The following is an 18,984-nucleotide window of genomic DNA, read 5'->3' on the forward strand; positions in this document are numbered from 1 at the left end:
AGCAATCCCTGCTTCTTTATAGGTGTTTTATAATGATTAATAACAAGATTTCGTTTTTTTATTACTGCAAAGCTTTATTGATTATAAGCCTTTTACTGTCGATGCCGTTACAGGCTAAAAAGTCATCGCTACCCATCAGCGTTCAGCTTTGGTCAGTGAAAAATGAATTAAAACAAGATTTTGATGGTACTTTAAACGCACTTGCAAATATGGGGTTTAACGGCGTTGAGTTTGCTGGAGAATTTGGTAATTACAAGGAAAACCCAAGTGCACTTAGAACTCGATTAAGCAATTTAGGGCTTGTTGCAAGTAGCGCACACATTGGGTTTGACTCACTAACAAAAGATAAGTTAGAAAGTACACTATTGTTCTATAAAACACTTGGTGTGAGTCTCCTTTTTGTACCTTGGGATGAACGCGCATGGGATCCAAAAGGAATTAAAGCGTTAAATAAGCAACTAAGTGAAGTGAATGAGTTAGCGCAGAAATATGCTATGTCAATTGGCTTTCATAACCATAACAGGGAATTTGAGCAATTTAAAAATGCGACATATTGGGACAACATAGCCACCAACACCCCTAAAACAATGCCCTTACAGCTTGATATTGGCTGGGTACATTTCGCTAATAAAGACCCTATTTATTACATAAAAAAATACCCAGGCAGAACCTTAGCTACACATTTGAAAGTACGGACTCACAAAGGAGATAATTTAAGCCCAATATTTGGTGAAAATGATTATCCTTGGCAAAAAATAATCAAGTCTTTGCTGATTGATGGAGGGGTTGAGTGGCTCGTGATTGAACAAGAAGAGTACCCTCAAGGACTTACACCTTTGCAAAGTGTTGCAAAATCAAAAGCTAATTTAGATACTATTCTTGCTACTATGAATCAATAAAAAGCTAAGAACTCGCTTTAAACAAGCGAGTTCAAACTAATTAACCTGAACTCTGGTTAATTACACATCCCACTCTTGCAATACTTCTTTTACGTAGTCATACCGCCAAGAATTAAGTAAATCAGGCTTTATGTGTGTTGTGCGTTGCTCAGGTGTCAATTTCCAATTCCAGCTAATGAGTTGATTTATTTGTTTTTTAGATGCAAGAACATCTTCAGGGATCCCCTGCTCTTTGGCCACTTTAGTAATTTTTTGTTTAATTTCTTTAGCTACTTTTTTATAAGCAGGAAAATCAATTAATCGCTTAAGTTGTTCAGGGTACTGAGACACCTCTATTACTTTTGCTTGTTCTATACACTTCAATATTTCTACACCAGAGCGATTCACTTCAATATTTTCAACGTCTGGAATATTACGTAATGCATTTAAACTTGTTGGTTTACGCTTTGCTATCTCAACAAGGTTATGCTCTTTTACGACAAAATTAAGCGCTAAATTTTTACGTATTGCTTTATTTCTTCGCCAAGCAGCGAGTTCTTTTAAAATCACTAACTCTGATGGCTTTAATTGCCATGCATTTTTTATATCTTTATATAATAAATCATCTGGCACTTGATAAGCGCGCTTTTGCGCTACTAAATTAGTTTCATTGATAACTAACTGAAAATAGTCTGCTTCATTAATTTGCTCGATAATGATCTTAAAGCAAGGTAGTAAGTGATATACATCCGCTGCAGCATAATCGAGCTGCTTCTGGGTTAGTGGACGCTGTAACCAATTGGTTCTGGACTCACTTTTATCGATATCAATGTCAAGTAAAGCTTTAACCATGTGTGCAAAGCCCATGCAATTGCCACGGCCAAGTAACTGCAAAGCAAACTGGGTATCAAATAACGGTGTAGGAACAAATCCTGCGTACTTTTGAAATACCTCAATGTCTTCTGACGGTGAATGCAGCACTTTTAATACATTTTCATCACGTAATATCTCCCAGAACTCAAACAATGATAGTTCAGCTAAGGGGTCTATCAGCGCAAGATGCTCTCCATCATATACCTGAACTAACGCAACTTCCGGGTAAAGTGTTCTTCGACGCATGAACTCAGTATCAATTGCCAATAAAGGTTTATTACGAATTTGTTCTACAAACTCATTAAGTTGATTTTGGGTTTGGATCAATTGGTATTGCACTTTTGCTCCTACAATAAAAAAACCGGCAATTGCCGGTTTTTTTATAGTTGCTAATCTTTCAAAGCTCTTCTGAGTATTTTACCAACATTGGTTTTTGGTAACTCATCCCTAAACTCAACGAGTTTAGGCACTTTGTAATTAGTTAAATTATCACGACAGTGTTTTATTATATCTTTTTCAGTTAAAGATGGGTCTTTTTTAACAATAAAAACTTTAACTTGCTCACCACTTACATCGTGAGGAATACCGATAGCCGCACATTCAAGTACACCGTCATGCATTGCAACCACTTCTTCAATCTCATTTGGGAACACATTAAAGCCAGATACAATGATCATGTCTTTTTTACGATCCACAATATAAAAGAAGCCTTCATCATCGTAAGTGGCAATATCACCCGTTGCAAACCAGCCGTCTTTTAAACATTCAGCGGTTGCATCTGGGCGGTTATAATAGCCAAGCATTACTTGAGGACCTTTAACCCACAACTCACCTGGCTCACCCTTTGCGGCCTCTTCGCCATTATCAAGCATAAGCTTAAGTTCTGTACTTGGAGCAGGTAGACCAATTGAACCGTTATATGCTTCTAAATCATACGGACTAATAGTAACAAGTGGTGCACACTCAGTTAAGCCGTAGCCTTCCATTAATTTAGTGTTAGTTACTGACTGCCATTTTTCAGCAACAGGGCGCTGAACAGCCATACCACCACCTAATGACATTTTAAGATGGCTAAAATCAAGCTCAGCAAATCCAGGGGTATTTAATAACCCATTGAACAGCGTATTTACCCCAGTAATAGCAGTAAATTTATGCTGGCCTAGCTCTTTTACAAACCCAGGCATATCACGCGGATTAGTGATTAATAGGTTAAGTCCACCGTACTTCATAAATGCAAGGCAGTTAGCCGTTAAAGCAAATATATGATAAAGCGGTAATGCGGTAACAACAACTTCTTTACCGCGTTCAAGCACTTTATCTAAACAACCAGATACTTGCTCAAGATTACCAACCATATTGCCATGGCTTAACATTGCACCTTTTGATACACCGGTTGTGCCACCTGTGTATTGTAAAAAAGCAAGGTCGTTTAAAGTAATTTCTGGCTTTACGTATCGATTTTCGTCACCGCCAAGTGCCTGCGAAAACTTAATTGGGTTTGGTAAATTATATGTAGGCACCATTTTTTTAATGTGTTTAACGACAAAGTTTACGATGTGTTTTTTAACACCACCTACCATATCGCCAACTTGTGTCACTACAATGTGTTTTACATTCGTTTTAGCCAATGCTTTTTCTAATGTGTCAGCAAAGTTAGCTAAGATAAAGATAGCCTCTGACTCAGAATCATTAAGTTGGTGCTCGAGCTCACGCACTGTATAAAGTGGGTTTACATTAACGACTACACAACCAGCACGTAGAATACCTAAAATTGTCACTGGTGTTTGCAACAGGTTTGGCATCATGACCGCAACCTTTGTACCCTTTTTTAGTCCTAAGTCATTTTGGATATAAGACGCAACACGTTTAGTTGCACTGTCCATCTCATTATAACTTAAGGTTTTGCCCATATTAGTAAAGGCTGGTAAATCTTTGTAATCAGCGAAGCTCTTCTCAAACACTTCTAATAATGAATTATAGTGTTCAGGGTCGATAGTTTCAGGCATACCTTCTGGGTAGCGCTTAAGCCAGATCTTTTCCACTCTTAGCTCCTGTTCTGTTTATAATTTATTTTTATTAAACCTTAAACTATGTAAGGCACTTTAACAATCGAGCAAATACTCTAATCGACAAATAATCCCACATTTGGGGCAATTATACAATTAACATGCACCAGTTTGCAGCATAAATGCATGAACTTGCAATAGGCATTGCTCATTACTTTGCATATGACAATGGTGCCCACCATCCACTTCAACTACATTTAAATCTTTGAAATAACAACTATATTTAGCTAAATTATCTACTACAAACGGATACCCTTCAGAACCTAATATCAGCTGACATGGCACATTTATTTCATTTATAATTGCTATACATTGTGGTTCATCAAATCTAAATCCTGAATGATTTTTGAGCTTAGGGTCTGTTGTCAACTGTATTCCTTGCTCTGTCGACACAAGATTTCTGTCCATTAATAGAGCAATTAATTCCATCGATAAATCGGTGGATAGCGCCCGCGCCTTGTAAACTTGCTCTTTCGAGTCATAAAATCGCGGTTTTCTATTGCGTATTTGGTGACGTTTTAGTATCGCTAAACGTAATTGTTTTACCACCTCATCACTAGGTGTAGTCATCACACCAAAACCTTCAATCATAGTGACAGAGAGAACCTTTTGGGGAAAACAACTGGCGAAAAGACCTGCGGCCATTGCCCCCATAGAATGGCCTACGAGGTGTACTTTATCTACTCCTAGTTCAAGTATTAAGTTATAAACATCATCAATATAATCAGCAAAGTAATAATGTGCATCGGCGCTGCGCCAATCTGACTTGCCATGTCCTGGAAAGTCAATACAGTACCAAGTCGCATAAAGTTGAGCACCATCAAGCATCGGAATAAAACTATGACAGTTATCTAACCAACCATGTAACGCAATCACGACTTCTTTGCCTGAGCCAAAGGTTAGGCCATGAAGTGTTAATTCGCCACTTTGAATTGAAAATGATTGCACCTAGTTACTCCTCTATATTTTAGGGCTGTTCAACGAAAAATACATTTATTTATAATACATTGCATATACAATAACACCATACAATACACAGGGTACAAAAATGAAAAAACAATTAAGCCTATTGGCACTGCTATGTTCAAGCAGTCTCTATGCAGAGCAAGCACCAAAAAACATTATTTACATGATTGGCGATGGTATGGGCCCTGCGTATACCACTGCTTATCGTTATTATAAAGATGACGCTAAAACTAAGCAGATTGAAAATACCGTATTCGATACAATTTTAATGGGCATGGCACATACTTATCCTGACGATCATACTTATGTCACTGATAGCGCAGCCAGCGCAACAGCACTGAGCTCTGGCCATAAAAGTTATAATGGTGCAATTGCCGTTGATACCGATAAAAAGCCAGTTAAAACAATGCTTGAAATTGCCAAAGAAAAAGGCATGATCACTGCTTTAGTTGCTACATCGCAAATCAATCATGCAACACCCGCCAGTTTTGCCTCTCACAATGAATCTCGCCGTAACTATGACGAAATTGCCAATGATTATATAGATAACAAAATTGCGGGAAAACTGCCTGTTGATCTCATGTTAGGCGGTGGTACTAAGTACTTTATTCGCGAAGATCGTAATCTCGTCGAAGAATTTAAAGACGCGGGTTACCATTACAGCGATGAGTTTAGTTCATTAAGCGATATAAAACAGTTACCAGCACTAGGACTTTATGCCCCTGTGGGTATGCCATATGCGTTAGATGAAAATCCAACGCGATTAGCTAAAATGACTAATAAAGCCCTTACTCTACTCGATAAAAACAAAAAAGATGGCTTTTTTGTAATGATTGAAGGCAGCCAGATTGATTGGTGCGGGCATGCTAACGATATTGCATGTGCGATGGCTGAGATGGACGACTTTGCAAAATCTATTGAGCTTGCTAAAGCTTATATAGATCAAAACCCAGACACACTGCTAGTCGTCACGGCCGATCACTCAACTGGTGGTTTATCTATTGGTGCCCATGGCCAGTATAAATGGGAAACTGATGTCATTAAAGGCGTAAAAGCAACCGCTACAACCCTTACTGCACTGCTGCTTCAGAGCAGTGATATAAAAACAGTATGGCAAGAAAATACAAATATTGAATTTAGCCCGCAAAATAAAGTGAAATTAGAGCAAGCTAAAAAACTGGGTGAAAAAGCACTCAATTTAGTTGTTAAGGATATCATTAATAAAGCAAGCTTTACCGGATGGACAACGGGCGGTCACACAGCGGTAGACGTACAAGTTTTTGCCTACGGTACTGGTGCATCTGAGTTTACAGGTTCGATAGATAATGTTGAAATTGCAGATAAATTAATAAACTTTATAAATAATTAAGCTTTATTTTTTAACAGGTTCAACACCACGTTAAACGCTAATGCTTTATTATATAAAAAGCCCTGTATTGAATGTATTTGGGCTTTTTTTACTACTGATTCATGCAATTCATTTCTACCCTTTGAGCAACATTTGCGTTGCATTTACCAGCTAATCTAATTAGTGCTAGCGTCATTGTGAGGATTAATTTAAGCGTAAATATCCACACCAATTAAATTTTGTACTTCAGCCCGACGCTCAAGGTTGGCAAATTCAGTATAAGTGGAAATAGCTTTGCTTACTTTGGCTGAGGGTTGATCATAGATAGTTTGTTGATATTGTGTATTTGTTTTATTGCTGTTTAATTGAAGTTTCTGAGCAAGATCAAAGCCTTCTTGACTCGATTTAACATATTCGGGCTTTTTTTCATGGCCATTAGATTGCTCTAATAAACGTTGCGGTTTATTAGCTACATTCTGTTTAGAGGTAATCTTACCGGGAATATCACCCGTGTAAAAACCTGAGCCAATGGGTAAAGTCACATGCAGTTCTCATCAAAAAGGTCAATTGAATTATGTGCCATAATCAGTGAACTTGCAAGTTTGTGATTTATTCTATTCGCGACCAGGAAGTTTTTTCCAGGTTACGGTGTCACGTACATATTTAGGCTGTGCTTGAGCCGCTTCTACAGTTTGGTTATGGGTAAAGCCTTTAATAACTGATGCCGACATATACAAAGCATTTGGCAGCGTAATGTCATTATTAAGCGTCAAACCGGCAATACCTTGTAATGCTTCTGGGTAAGTTTGCCAGCCGGTGCCAACAGCCATCCCCTGCTTATTATTTAAATCAAGATTATCTGGCTTAAGTACTTGTTCTTCAGCCACTAATTCCATGGTGCTATCTGCTGCAAGCGTATATTGAGCGTAATAAATTTCCCCCATACGGGCATCAATGGCACTAAATACCTCTGTTGCACCGGTTTCTTGATATGCTTGCTGCGCCATCATTTGTAGTGTGGATACACCAACTAACGGTAAATTACAGGCATAAGCAAGACCCTGAGCTATGGCAACACTAATTCTTACACCAGTAAAACTACCCGGACCTTGTCCAAAGCCAATTACGTCTAAATCTTGCAAACGGCAATTTGCTTTTTCTAAAAGAGCATCAACTAAAGGAAGAATTTTTTGACTGTGTTGCTGAGGGCACTCTTCAAAATGCGAATATGTCTGACCATTTATAGTTAACACCAAAGAAAGTGCTTCTGTTGATGCATCAAGTGCTAAAAAATTTACGGCATGATTAGTTGCTGTATTACTCATGTTTGGTTTCTCTAATTTATCTGTTCTAAAAATTCACTCGCCACTTCAATGCTTCTGGTACGGCGCATTGGCGGTAAACTTTTCAAAAAAACTTGGCCATATTGGCGGGTAACTAAGCGATTGTCACAAATGACTAATACACCTTTATCTTTATTATCACGTATTAATCGCCCCACTCCTTGTTTTAATGCGATGACCGCTTGAGGCAATTGAATATAGGCAAATGGGTCGTGACCTTGCATTTGTGCATCTTGCATTTTAGCTTGTAGTAACGGGTCATCGGGGGCTGCAAATGGTAACTTATCTATAATAACACAACTTAACGTACTGCCTCTGACATCAACCCCTTCCCAGAACGAAGCTGTGCCTAATAATACAGCATTGCCGTGGCGGGTAAACTTTTCTAGAATGATGCGTTTAGACATTTGGCCTTGCATATAAATAGGATAGTCTATTTGTGTACTCAACCCTTCGGCAACTAAATGCATCATGCGATAGCTAGTAAATAAGACAAAACAGCGTCCCTTTGCAGCCTTTATCAATGCCAAAGTATGCTTAATAATCGCATGTGGCATATTAGCGGCATGTGTTTCAGGCAGATAGCGAGGTAAACATAACAATGCTTGCTCATAATAATCAAACGGACTATCTACCATCATGCTTTTTGCAGGCTTAAGACCCAGGCTTGCATTAAAATGTTCAAGGCCATTATCAACCGATAAAGTAGCCGAGGTAAATACAAAACCGGCGCCAGTCTCTTGCATCATTTGTGCAAACTTAACGGATACGTTCAATGGTGTAACATGTACGGTTAAGTAGCGACGTGTCGTTTCATACCAGTAACTGTAACCCGTTTGGCTAATATCAAATACTCGTTCTAATTGCCCTTTGAATGCAAGGGTTCGCTCAAAAGGGTGCTCTATTTTATCGCTTCTATCTAAACAATGCTTCAGCACTTGATATAGGAAATCTAAATCACTAATCACTCGGTGCAAGGCTGCACATACATCTTTATTGGCAAGTTTTTCTCGCCAATCCCCGCGGCTACTGTCTAATCCAAACTGTAAACGTAAATCAGCTACACTGGTCTCTAACTTATTAAGTGTTTTACCTAATTGCAGCATATCTGGAATTTCAGCACGATAAATAGCACGTAAATCATTAATTAAATCAATTAACTTTTTGCTACTAACACTCTCTCCAAAATAATCACTAGCAATTTCGCTAAGTTGATGAGCTTCATCAAAAATATACGCATCTGCAGTTGGGATAAGTTCAGCAAAACCTGTATCTTTCACAGCCATATCGGCAAAAAACAAATGATGATTGACGACTACAACGTCGGCTTCCATGGCAGTTAAGCGTGCTTTTCGGATATAACATTCTTGAAAATCAGGACATTCTTTGCCTAAGCAATTATCAGCCGTAGAGCTAACATAAGGAAGCACTTTGGCGTCTTCTTCAATGCCAATACAATCGGCTAAATCACCAGTATGAGTTTCACTGGCAAATTTAGCCACCATTGCGAGTTGATGCATAACATCAGAGTCATCTGTTGGCACATGAGCAACATGCTGATTCAATCGGTATGTACATAAGTAGTTGCTGCGCCCTTTTAATAAGGCCGTTTTTTTACTGGCACTAAGCGCTTTGACTAATTGCGGTAGATCACGGTGATAAAGCTGCTCTTGAAGAGCTTTTGTACCCGTAGAAATGATTGTTTTACCTTTAGATTTAAGCGCAGGCGCTAAATAAGCATAGGTTTTCCCCGTCCCGGTACCCGCCTCAACCACAAGTTGAGAACGGTTTTTCAGTGCTTCGCTTACCGCAACAGCCATATCAATTTGTGGTTGCCTAGGTGTGTATCCATCAAGGGAAAGCGCTAATGGGCCTGTTGCACTGAATAGCTGTTTGATAATAACGATCACTTTACTAAATATAATAGCGTGATTTTACGTAAGGTATCCCCCTAGAGCAAGTGAATGCAACATTCTAAAACTTTTTAGAGGTTAAGTTTCAAAAGTATATAAGAATAAACGGAATCGTATTATAAAAAATGTGTATTCACTGTGACTTATGAAAAGACAGGAGTACCATAGAGTTATGGTGAATCTCACCAGCTATAGTAAAAGCCGAATAACATCGCTTAAAACTGACAAATACGTTACAACACATAACTATTTTAATGGACTATGTGTAAGTACCGGTTCACATTATTGAAGGTTAATCTATGAATGCTTGGTATCTGATCTGTTTTTTATCTGCAATTGCAATTTTTATTGCTTTTGCCAACCAATATATACTGAAAATGCAAACCACCATTGCCATAACGACAGGCTCAGTTGTGATTTCATTATTGTTAATTTTAGCAGTAAAACTACAAGGCGATTCTACTGCACTTGAGATCACCCAAGTTGTTTCAAGTATTAATTTTAACCAATTATTACTCAAAGGGATGTTAGGGTTTCTACTATTTGCTGGTGCGTTAGAAATCAACCTAGCGGCGTTAAAAAAGCAACGCTGGGAAATCACTGCTTTGGTGCTATTTTCAACTTTAGCTTCAACATTCATCATTGGTTATTTAAGCTTTTACGCATTTGAGCTACTCGGTTGGCCTGTGCCCTTTATTTACTGTTTATTGTTTGGTGCACTGATCAGCCCAACCGACCCTATCGCTGTACTTGCTATTATCAAACAAATGCGTGCTCCAGAAGGAATATCTGTACAGGTTGAAGGCGAGTCACTGTTTAACGATGGTATTGGTTTAGTGATCTTCACCACCATTTTTGCAGTGGCGTTTTATGGCACTGAAGCAACGGTAGTTGATGTAGGCGAGTTATTCTTAGTTGATGCCATTGGTGGTATTGCGTTTGGTTTAGTTATTGCGCTAGTGGGACATTTTTTAATAATTAACAGCCGCGATGTCAACATTCGTTTATTACTTACTTTAACTATCCCAACAGCAGGATTTGCCGCTGCCAATATTTGGGAAATATCAGGTGCATTGGCCATGGTCACCAGCGGAATATTGCTTGGTAATATCACCCGTAGCAAGGCCACTGAGCGCACAGGGCCTGAAGACACTCGATACGTAAAAGATTTTTGGCACGCCACTGATAGTTTTCTAAATGCATTATTGTTTTTGATTATTGGTATGCTAATTGTCACTATGCCCATCAGCTTAGCTGAAATTGGCTTGGGTTTACTTATGGTACCCATGGTACTTTTTGCCCGTTTTATCAGTGTTGGCGCACCGTTTATCTTCTTTAAGAAATTTCGACACTATGACAAACACACAGTGAAAATTTTAACTTGGGGTGGCTTGCGTGGTGGTTTGGCACTGGCAATGGCCGCGGCAATCCCACGTGATGAGGTGTTTATTGGGCAATCAGATTTACACAACCTTATTGTTATAATCACTTATGTGGTCGTGATATTCTCTATTATTGTTCAGGGTCTAACTATTTCTCCTCTCATTCAAAGTAGTATCAGTGCCAACAAAGAAAAGTAAAATTGAACAGTCCTCGCCGCGATAAGCTTATCGCGGCTAAGTTAAAACTAATTAATTATCCTCTTGGGGTGAATAAACTACCACACCTTTTACGCCCATGTATCTAAGTGCTTGTCTTCTTCGCTGTTGTTTTCTTGCTGTTTTTTTCTTTCTTGCACAGTTTTTTCTGCCATTTTAGTTTGTCGAGACAACTCCCTTTTTTGCCGCTTTTCCCGTTCAATTCGCTGCGCGTTCGAGTCTTTTAGACCCGCAATATGAAAAGCACCTTTAGACTCAACCTGCAATCGAGTTATTTGCCCTATGTAAGGGATCATAATATCCATACGTTCCTCCTTTGGTCACTCTTATCATCGGCCGTTATAGCTTATTCTTTAATTTATGCAAAAAAAACTTGCCATCTGTAACAAAAATATGTTTTTCTATATGTGAAATTTACTTAAACAGATTAAACTCTTTTGTTTCGACACTGTAATACAAAACAAAAGTTATTTAGGAAATATTATAATGCGCTTGAACCTGACAACAGTACATCATCACCACCATTCACCGGAATAACCTGTCAGGTCTTTCGCTGAGAGGTTATTCCTAAAAGGAACCTCTGGCGAATCAACATACTAGATTCATTTTCGCCCTGAGGTTCCCTCGGGGTTTTTAGTTTTTAAATTAAAGGAAAATGAATAATGAGTAACAGCAACCGTCTACGTATCGCCATTCAAAAAGGTGGCCGCCTTTCTAAAGATTGCCAAGACTTACTTAAACAATTAGGTGTTAAACTTAATTTACGTGAGCAGCGCTTAATTGCACACTCTACCAATATGCCAATTGACGTACTGCGCGTACGCGATGACGATATCCCGGGCCTTGTGATGGACGGCGTGTGTGACTTAGGCATCGTAGGCGAAAATGTACTTGTAGAAGTACAAGCAGAACGCGAACGTCAAGGTGTGCCAAGTGAGATAAATAAACTAGCAAAACTTGATTTTGGCTTTTGCCGCCTAGCGCTTGCATGGCCACAAGAGCTTGGTTCACAAGATAAAAGCTGGTTTGAAGGTAAGCGTATTGCCACCACTTACCCTGAAATTCTAACGCAATACTTAAAACGTGAAGGTATTAACGCCAGCACCGTTATGCTTACAGGCTCTGTTGAAGTAGCGCCTCGTGCTGGTCTTGCTGATGCCATTTGTGACTTAGTATCTACCGGTGCAACACTTGAAGCAAACGGCTTAATGCAAGGCGATACTATTTTAGAATCAAACGCCTGTTTAATTCAAAATAAAGACTTACAAGATGCTGATAAGCTAGCTCTAATCAATAAGCTAATGCCACGCTTACGTGGTGTTAAACAAGCTAAAGAAAGCAAGTACATCATGCTACACGCACCAAAAGATAAGCTTGATGAGATTTGTGACCTACTCCCTGGCACTGGCCAACCTACACTTCTTGCTTTAGCTGGCTCTGATGATTATGTTGCACTACACATGGTGAGCAGCGAAACACTATTTTGGGAAACGATGGAGCAACTTAAAGCGCTGGGCGCGAACTCTATCTTAGTTATGCCAATTGAAAAAATGATGGAGTAACTAGATGCTGCGCTGGAATGAGGTATCCGCAGACGCACAAGCAGCGGCGCTAATGCGCCCTGCTGTCAGTGCGAGTGCAAAGGTAGAAGAGATTTGTCAAAGCATTATGACAAATGTAAAAGAGCAAGGTGATGATGCCCTACTCGCCATGGCAAAAGAATTTGATAATCGCCCAACACCACGATTATTAGTGCCTATTGAAGAAATAAATAATGCAGTACAACAGCTAAGCCCTGAGCTTAAATATGCTATTGATACAGCATATGCAAATGTTAAACGCTTTCATCAAGCCCAATTGCCAAAAGATATTCAATTAATCACCCAACCGGGTGTGTTATGTGAATTAAAATATCAAGCAATTGAAGCAGTAGGTATCTATGTACCTGGTGGCAGCGCGCCATTGCCTTCTTCTGTGATCATGCAAGGTGTACTAGCCCAGTTAAGCGGCGCTAAGACTGTCGTTCTAGCAACACCAGTGCAAGGGGATGCGCAAATCAATCCAGCAATTTTATATGCAGCTAAATTATGCGGAATAAATACAATCGTAGAAAGTGGCGGCGCAGGTGCAATCGCCGCCATGGCTTATGGTACTGGCTCAGTACCAAAAGTGAATAAAATTTTCGGCCCAGGTAATAGCTTTGTCACTATGGCTAAGCAACTAGTAGCACAAACAATACCCGGTATGGCGATTGATATGCCAGCAGGTCCTTCAGAGGTTTTAGTTATTGCTGATGAACGTGCTAACCCTGAGTTTATTGCCGCTGATTTGTTATCTCAGGCTGAACACGGTGCTGATTCTCAAGTTATTCTACTCAGTAATAGTGAATTAATCATTGCGCGCACTCAGCAAGCAATAGAGCGCCAACTTGCTAAACTATCGCGTCAAGATATCGCCGCGCAAGCGCTGGCCAATTCATCATTAATATTGGTTGATTCAATTGACCAAGCATTTGATGTGTCTGCGCAATATGGCCCTGAACATTTAATCTTGCAATTAGCCGATGCTAACCCTTATTTAGCAAAAGTTAAAAATGCGGGCTCTGTGTTTGTTGGTGATTATACCCCTGAGTCAGCGGGTGATTATGCCTCTGGTACTAATCACGTATTGCCTACTTACGGATACAGTGCAACCTATTCAAGCTTAAATTTGCTCGACTTTTTTCGCACATATACAGTACAAACAATTACCGAAAATGGCTTAAAAACCTTATCAAAAGCAATTTTACCGCTGGCTGATGCTGAAGGACTCGACGCCCACGCAAATGCAGTAAAAGTACGTTTAGAAGCTATTAATAAAGGGACTGAATTATGAGTAATAATACTTTATTACCCGCTAATATTGATGCGTTAGCAGCGTACAGCTCAGCTAAAAGTGAAAAACTCACAGGCACCACCTGGCTTAATGCTAACGAAAGTCCGTATGTAAAAAACATTGATATTAATATTAGTGATTTAAATCGCTACCCTGATCCGCAACCGGCTAGCGTGATTAATCGCTATGCAGAGTATGCGCAGTTAAGCACCGAGCAAGTATTAATGACTCGTGGTGCAGATGAAGGCATCGAGCTACTTGTACGCACATACTGCGCACCAGCCAAAGACAGCATCGCGTTATTTTTACCCACTTACGGTATGTATAAAGTCATCGCTGATACCCATAATGTTGCTATTAACGGCTTAAACCAAACCCTGCTACTAGAAGGATCAGTGGATGATATCGTCAGCGCTGTGGGGAATTCTAAGTTAGTGTTTATTTGTAACCCAAATAACCCAACTGGCAGCCTAACCTCGCTTGATAAAATCAAAGCGATTGCAACGGCCCTTGAAGGTAAAGCACTGGTGATTGTTGATGAAGCCTATATTGAATTTTGCCCAGAGCAAAGCGCCAGTAGCCTTATTAATGAATTTGCTAACATAGTTGTACTGCGCACGCTTTCAAAAGCCTTTGCGCTGGCTGGTCTACGTACAGGCTTTACTCTGGCACAAGAGTCAGTTCTTGCGCCAATTCGTAAAGTGATTGCGCCGTATCCAGTATCAACCGTCGTCGCAAGCATTGCTGCTAATGCTCTAAGCCCTGATGCAATTACCTCAATGCGCCGCCAAGTCAGTATTTTAAATGCTTTAAAAGAAAAACTAAAACAGTGGCTTCAAACCTCACCTGCGGTATTAAACGTGCTAAGCGGTGAAGGTAACTTTGTTACCTTAAAACTAGCTAATAAAAACAGCTTTAATATTGCCCTTAAACAAGGCTTAGTGATGCGAGCATTTACCTTGTATGGTGAAAACGATTGGCTGCGTATTTCTATCGGCAGCGAGCAAGAATTAGAACAAGTAAAAGTCTGGTTAGATGGCCTAAGCCAATCAACCGCACAAAAAGAGCAGGAAGTATCATGAGTAACCCCTATTTATTTATCGACCGTGACGGCACTATCATTTCAGAGCCTGTTACCGACAAACAAGTCGATAGCCTTGAAAAACTAGAATTCTTACCGAATGTGATCCCTGCCCTGCTGCAATTGCAAGCTGCGGGCTACCGTTTGGTTATGGTGTCAAACCAAGATGGTCTGGGAACTGACAGTTTTCCTACGGCTGATTTTGATATCGCACAAGATAAAATGATGGATATTTTATCTAGCCAAGGTATTAAATTTGACGACGTATTAATTTGCCCACACTTTGATGAGCAAAACTGCGATTGCCGCAAGCCTAAAACAGGTTTGCTGACCGAGCTTATGCGCTCTGGTAAAGTAGATTTAGGTCGTTCATTCGTTATTGGTGACCGCCAAACTGATATTGGCCTGGCGCAAAACTTATGCTGCGAAGGTATTTTATACGACGGTGATTGGAACGCGATTGTTACCAAACTCACTACAGCCGACCGCAAAGGCCGTGTTACTCGCAACACCAAAGAAACACAAATTGATGTCAAACTCAATTTAGATCAAAGCAAAAATGGTGAGATAAGCACCGGCCTTGGTTTTTTTGATCACATGCTGGATCAAATTCGCACTCACGCTAACATCGGTCTCGACGTTCAAGCTAAAGGTGATTTACACATCGACGAGCACCACTTGGTTGAAGACATTGGTATTGCCCTTGGTCTTGCATTAAAAGAAGCGCTAGGCACAAAATCGCAAATTGCCCGCTATGGTTTTGCGCTGCCAATGGATGAATGCAAAGCAGAAGCACAAATTGACTTATCAGGGCGTGCATCATTTGTATTAAATGCCAACTTTAGCCGTGAAAAAGCGGGGGATTTAGACGTACAAATGGTTGAGCACTTCTTTAAAAGCTTAAGTGATAACGCTGCGATTAGCTTAATCTTATCGGTAAGCGATGGTAATTGCCATCACCAAGTTGAAGGCTTATTTAAAGCATTCTCACGTGCATTACGTATGGCCATTGCCGCTGATGCTAGCCAACAAACAGCCAGTTCGAAGGGGTGTTTATGATTGCCATAATTAATACTGGTTGTGCCAATATAAACTCTGTACGTTTTGCCTTTGAACGCCTTGGCGAAACGCCAGAAGTTATCACCTCACCTGAGCAGCTTAAAAACTTTGAACGCGCTATTTTACCCGGTGTTGGTCATGCATCCGTTGCTATGAAGCGCTTAGTTGAAGGTGGTTGGCAACAAGCGATAAATGAATACCAACGCCCGCTTATGGGTATTTGTTTAGGTATGCAGCTTTTATGCGACAGCACTGAAGAAGGTAACGTTCAGTGTTTAGGTAAAATTCCTGGTCAAGTTAAAGCGCTGGACGTTGGCAATTTAACATCGCCCCATATGGGTTGGAACAACTTAACCCTTAACCGTGAACACGCACTGACCAAAGGCCTTGATGTAAACGACCAAGTGTATTTTGTGCACAGTTTTGCCCACACCGTTAACGATGCAACACTAGTTAGCGGCGAATACGGGCAAACATTTTCAGCCATTGTAGCCAACGACAATTACGCGGGCATGCAATTTCACCCTGAGCGAAGCGCAAAAGTCGGCACGCGGTTATTACAAAACTTTTTAGACTGGCAGCTTTAAGCTGCTGGCAAACAAAATTAAAAGAGAATTTAACGTGATTATTCCAGCATTAGATGTATTACAAAATCAAATCGTGCGTTTATATCAAGGTAAATACGATACTGCACAATTTTACCCGTTTGAGCTTGGCGCACGATTACAAGAGTATGCACAAAGCGGCGCAGGTAAATTGCATTTGGTTGATTTAGAAGGCGCACGGGATCCAAGTAAAAAGCAATGGCAGCACATTCAAGCCGCTACCAAAGCACTGAACGTACCGTACCAAGTAGGCGGCGGTATTCGCACTGAGCAAGATGTTAAAGATTGGCTAAACGCTGGTGCAAATCAGGTTGTTATTGGTTCAATGGCAGTTGAAAAGCGTGATGAAGTGAAAAGCTGGATTGAAAAATTTGGTGCTAAACACTTTGTAATTGCCCTTGATGTCAATAAAACTGACAGCGGCTGGGCACCAGCGACGCACGGCTGGTTAAGTGAATCAGAATTTGGCTTGTTTGAACTAGTCGATTTTTATGTTGCATTGGGTGTAATTGACTTTCTATGTACGGACATCAGTAAGGATGGCACCATGACCGGCCCTTCATTTTCACTGTACCAAGATTTAGCTAACCACAACAGCGACATTAAAGTGCAAGCGTCTGGTGGTGTAAGCTCACTTGATGACATTAAAAAGCTCAAAGAGCTGGGTGTGGGCGGCGTTATTTTAGGCAAGTCACTACTTGATGGTGCGTTTAATGTTGAGGAGGCGTTAGCATGTTATCAAAACGCATAATCCCATGCTTAGACGTAAAAGATGGCCAAGTAGTCAAAGGTGTTAAATTTAAAGGCCACGAAATTGTTGGCGATATTCTCACTCTTGCCCAAGCTTACAGTGAAGCAGGCGCTGACGAACTAGTGTTTTATGAAATTAGCGCAAGCGTTGAAAAACGTCTACTCGATGTAAATTGGGTTGAAAGCATTGCCCGCCACATTGATATTCCATTTTGTGTAGCCGGCGGTATTAAATCTGTCGCTGATGCAGCGCGTGTACTTGAACGTGGCGCCGATAAAATCAGTATCAACAGCCCGGCTATAGCCCGCCCAGAGCTTATTAAAGAGTTACATGATGAATTTGGTAAGCAATGCGTTGTCGTTGGCATTGATAGTTTTTATGATGAAGCAACGGACGAATACCTCGTTTATCAATTAACTGGCGATCCTAATGCATCAAGCCGCACACGCTACAAAACTGAGGAATGGGTTAAACGCGTACAAGACTTAGGCGCAGGTGAAATTGTACTAAATTGCATGAACCAAGACGGTGTACGTAACGGCTACGATAACCAACAGTTATCTAAAATGCGCGCTTTATGTGATATACCACTGATTGCTTCAGGTGGCGCAGGCACCATGCAAGATTTTGTTGATGTATTTCAACAAAGCCAAGTTGATGGCGCATTAGCAGCTAGTGTTTTTCACAAAAACGTGATCAACATCGGCGAATTGAAACAATATTTAACAGATAACCAAGTGGCGGCGCGACTATGCAACTAACCAAACAAAACCTTACCCAAGTCGATTTTGCTAAAAGCGAATTGATCCCTGCTATCGTGCAAGATGCCCGTACTGGGGTTATTTTGATGCAAGGTTTTATGAACCAAGAATCCCTTGAAGTCACCTTTGATAAGCAAAAAGTGACGTTCTATTCGCGTTCAAAAAATCGTTTATGGACCAAAGGTGAAACCTCTGAAAATTACTTAGAAGTGGTATCGGTGTATACAGATTGCGATTACGATTCAATCTTAGTACTTGCAAACCCACTGGGTCCAACCTGTCACTTAGGCACGCAAAGCTGTTTTGGTGATGATGCAAAGCCAGGCCTCAGCTTTTTAGCCCAGCTAGAACAAGTAATTGTTGAGCGTAAAAACGATGATCCAGAAAAAAGCTACACCGCCTCACTTTTTGCTAAAGACTTAAGCCGTAGCTGCCAAAAAGTCGGCGAAGAAGGCGTTGAAGTGGCCCTTGCCGCAATGAAGCACGATAACGACGAGTTAACTAACGAATCAGCCGATTTGTTGTATCACTTAATCGTGTTACTACAACGCCAAGGCCTTGAGCTGAAAGATGTGGTTGCGTGCCTACAGGGTCGCCATAAGTAATTATCTACACGCGCTGGGCTTTGCTCAGCGCCTTGTTTGAAAGATCCTCGACTATATTAAAATTCACAAATAGACTAAGAGACGCTACTTTTCGATTACACTTTTTGCTTTACCTCATTTATTCCCATTCTCCTCTCGTTGTGCAAACGATATTTAAGTCAATTACTTACAAATAGGCTAAGCGCTTTAGATGCGCGCACATAAGAGGAAATTAAAAAATAGCCCTCTCCTTTAAACCTTTTTATTGCTTTATGCGACTAAAC

General features: G+C 40.3%; 18 protein-coding genes. 11 read left to right on the plus strand and 7 right to left on the minus strand.

All coding sequences use genetic code 11. The features are described from left to right. Window positions 1-32 precede the first annotated feature (32 nt). Window positions 33-899 carry a sugar phosphate isomerase/epimerase gene (locus B5G52_RS04415; RefSeq protein ID WP_087531491.1) on the plus strand — a complete coding sequence of 289 codons (867 nt, stop codon included), beginning with the start codon at window positions 33-35 and terminating at the stop codon, window positions 897-899. A gap of 60 nt (window positions 900-959) precedes the next feature. Here B5G52_RS04415 and rnd read toward each other — a convergent pair whose 3' ends face one another. The 3 genes from rnd to B5G52_RS04430 form a co-directional block, all read right to left on the minus strand. Next, window positions 960-2,090 (minus strand): ribonuclease D, encoded by a 1,131-nt coding sequence (gene rnd, locus B5G52_RS04420; protein WP_087531492.1) that lies wholly within the window; start codon window positions 2,088-2,090, stop codon window positions 960-962. Window positions 2,091-2,140: 50 nt separating this feature from the next. Beyond that, complete coding sequence (gene fadD / locus B5G52_RS04425) at window positions 2,141-3,793, minus strand: long-chain-fatty-acid--CoA ligase FadD (protein WP_087531493.1); 1,653 nt, start codon at window positions 3,791-3,793, stop codon at window positions 2,141-2,143. A 120-nt stretch (window positions 3,794-3,913) separates the two neighbouring features. After that, window positions 3,914-4,765 (minus strand): alpha/beta fold hydrolase, encoded by an 852-nt coding sequence (locus B5G52_RS04430; RefSeq protein ID WP_087531494.1) that lies wholly within the window; start codon window positions 4,763-4,765, stop codon window positions 3,914-3,916. Window positions 4,766-4,865: 100 nt separating this feature from the next. On the opposite strand from B5G52_RS04430, the gene B5G52_RS04435 reads away from it, so the two are divergent. After that, window positions 4,866-6,152 carry an alkaline phosphatase gene (locus tag B5G52_RS04435; RefSeq protein ID WP_087531495.1) on the plus strand — a complete coding sequence of 429 codons (1,287 nt, stop codon included), beginning with the start codon at window positions 4,866-4,868 and terminating at the stop codon, window positions 6,150-6,152. Between the two features lie 188 nt (window positions 6,153-6,340). On the opposite strand, the gene B5G52_RS04440 is transcribed toward B5G52_RS04435, so the two are convergent. From B5G52_RS04440 to B5G52_RS04450, 3 genes are all read right to left on the minus strand, one after another. Beyond that, window positions 6,341-6,673, minus strand: coding sequence for a hypothetical protein (locus tag B5G52_RS04440; RefSeq protein WP_087531496.1), 333 nt, complete (start codon window positions 6,671-6,673; stop codon window positions 6,341-6,343). A gap of 72 nt (window positions 6,674-6,745) precedes the next feature. Further along, on the minus strand, window positions 6,746-7,456 hold the full coding sequence (tsaB, locus tag B5G52_RS04445) for a tRNA (adenosine(37)-N6)-threonylcarbamoyltransferase complex dimerization subunit type 1 TsaB (RefSeq protein ID WP_087531497.1): 711 nt from the start codon (window positions 7,454-7,456) through the stop codon (window positions 6,746-6,748). A gap of 11 nt (window positions 7,457-7,467) precedes the next feature. Beyond that, complete coding sequence (locus B5G52_RS04450) at window positions 7,468-9,384, minus strand: ATP-dependent DNA helicase (protein WP_087531498.1); 1,917 nt, start codon at window positions 9,382-9,384, stop codon at window positions 7,468-7,470. A 302-nt stretch (window positions 9,385-9,686) separates the two neighbouring features. On the opposite strand from B5G52_RS04450, the gene B5G52_RS04455 reads away from it, so the two are divergent. Next, window positions 9,687-10,967, plus strand: coding sequence for a sodium:proton antiporter (locus B5G52_RS04455; RefSeq protein WP_087531499.1), 1,281 nt, complete (start codon window positions 9,687-9,689; stop codon window positions 10,965-10,967). Window positions 10,968-11,056: 89 nt separating this feature from the next. On the opposite strand, the gene B5G52_RS04460 is transcribed toward B5G52_RS04455, so the two are convergent. Beyond that, the gene (locus B5G52_RS04460) at window positions 11,057-11,290 is read right to left on the minus strand and encodes a hypothetical protein (protein ID WP_087531500.1); all 234 of its coding nucleotides are present in this window, start codon (window positions 11,288-11,290) and stop codon (window positions 11,057-11,059) included. A 357-nt stretch (window positions 11,291-11,647) separates the two neighbouring features. Here B5G52_RS04460 and hisG point away from each other — a divergent pair, with 357 nt between their 5' ends. Genes hisG through hisIE form a run of 8 tightly spaced genes read left to right on the plus strand, consistent with a single transcriptional unit; the run spans window position 11,648 to window position 18,721 of the window. Continuing rightward, window positions 11,648-12,547, plus strand: a complete 900-nt coding sequence (gene hisG / locus B5G52_RS04465; protein WP_087531501.1) for an ATP phosphoribosyltransferase — start codon at window positions 11,648-11,650, stop codon at window positions 12,545-12,547. Between the two features lie 4 nt (window positions 12,548-12,551). Further along, window positions 12,552-13,859 (plus strand): histidinol dehydrogenase, encoded by a 1,308-nt coding sequence (hisD, locus tag B5G52_RS04470; RefSeq protein ID WP_087531502.1) that lies wholly within the window; start codon window positions 12,552-12,554, stop codon window positions 13,857-13,859. After that, window positions 13,856-14,941: a histidinol-phosphate transaminase gene (hisC, locus tag B5G52_RS04475; RefSeq protein WP_087531503.1), complete on the plus strand. Its 1,086-nt coding sequence runs from the start codon at window positions 13,856-13,858 to the stop codon at window positions 14,939-14,941. Before hisD ends, hisC begins: the two co-directional genes overlap by 4 nt. Then, a complete protein-coding gene (gene hisB / locus B5G52_RS04480) occupies window positions 14,938-15,999 on the plus strand; it encodes a bifunctional histidinol-phosphatase/imidazoleglycerol-phosphate dehydratase HisB (protein WP_087531504.1) in 1,062 nt (353 codons plus the stop codon). The genes hisC and hisB overlap by 4 nt, the downstream gene beginning before the upstream one ends. After that, window positions 15,996-16,586 (plus strand): imidazole glycerol phosphate synthase subunit HisH, encoded by a 591-nt coding sequence (gene hisH, locus B5G52_RS04485; RefSeq protein WP_058559339.1) that lies wholly within the window; start codon window positions 15,996-15,998, stop codon window positions 16,584-16,586. The genes hisB and hisH overlap by 4 nt, the downstream gene beginning before the upstream one ends. A 34-nt stretch (window positions 16,587-16,620) precedes the next feature. After that, window positions 16,621-17,355 (plus strand): 1-(5-phosphoribosyl)-5-[(5-phosphoribosylamino)methylideneamino] imidazole-4-carboxamide isomerase, encoded by a 735-nt coding sequence (locus tag B5G52_RS04490; protein ID WP_087531505.1) that lies wholly within the window; start codon window positions 16,621-16,623, stop codon window positions 17,353-17,355. After that, a complete protein-coding gene (gene hisF, locus B5G52_RS04495; RefSeq protein WP_087531506.1) occupies window positions 17,337-18,116 on the plus strand; it encodes an imidazole glycerol phosphate synthase subunit HisF in 780 nt (259 codons plus the stop codon). The genes B5G52_RS04490 and hisF overlap by 19 nt, the downstream gene beginning before the upstream one ends. Further along, window positions 18,107-18,721, plus strand: coding sequence for a bifunctional phosphoribosyl-AMP cyclohydrolase/phosphoribosyl-ATP diphosphatase HisIE (gene hisIE / locus B5G52_RS04500; RefSeq protein ID WP_087531507.1), 615 nt, complete (start codon window positions 18,107-18,109; stop codon window positions 18,719-18,721). Before hisF ends, hisIE begins: the two co-directional genes overlap by 10 nt. The last annotated feature ends 263 nt before the right edge of the window (window positions 18,722-18,984 follow it).

Source organism: Pseudoalteromonas sp. A601 (genome assembly GCF_002165575.1).
Classification (GTDB): domain Bacteria; phylum Pseudomonadota; class Gammaproteobacteria; order Enterobacterales; family Alteromonadaceae; genus Pseudoalteromonas.

Bases quoted from the DNA above. Each gene is read 5' to 3' on its own strand.
- B5G52_RS04435 (WP_087531495.1), top strand. From the start codon at position 4,866: ATGAAAAAACAATTAAGCCTATTGGCACTGCTATGTTCAAGCAGTCTC.
- hisD (WP_087531502.1), top strand. From the start codon at position 12,552: ATGCTGCGCTGGAATGAGGTATCCGCAGACGCACAAGCAGCGGCGCTA.
- hisH (WP_058559339.1), top strand. From the start codon at position 15,996: ATGATTGCCATAATTAATACTGGTTGTGCCAATATAAACTCTGTACGT.
- hisB (WP_087531504.1), top strand. From the start codon at position 14,938: ATGAGTAACCCCTATTTATTTATCGACCGTGACGGCACTATCATTTCA.
- B5G52_RS04415 (WP_087531491.1), top strand. From the start codon at position 33: ATGATTAATAACAAGATTTCGTTTTTTTATTACTGCAAAGCTTTATTG.
- hisC (WP_087531503.1), top strand. From the start codon at position 13,856: ATGAGTAATAATACTTTATTACCCGCTAATATTGATGCGTTAGCAGCG.
- B5G52_RS04460 (WP_087531500.1), bottom strand. From the start codon at position 11,290: ATGGATATTATGATCCCTTACATAGGGCAAATAACTCGATTGCAGGTT.
- hisF (WP_087531506.1), top strand. From the start codon at position 17,337: ATGTTATCAAAACGCATAATCCCATGCTTAGACGTAAAAGATGGCCAA.
- B5G52_RS04455 (WP_087531499.1), top strand. From the start codon at position 9,687: ATGAATGCTTGGTATCTGATCTGTTTTTTATCTGCAATTGCAATTTTT.
- tsaB (WP_087531497.1), bottom strand. From the start codon at position 7,456: ATGAGTAATACAGCAACTAATCATGCCGTAAATTTTTTAGCACTTGAT.
- hisIE (WP_087531507.1), top strand. From the start codon at position 18,107: ATGCAACTAACCAAACAAAACCTTACCCAAGTCGATTTTGCTAAAAGC.
- hisG (WP_087531501.1), top strand. From the start codon at position 11,648: ATGAGTAACAGCAACCGTCTACGTATCGCCATTCAAAAAGGTGGCCGC.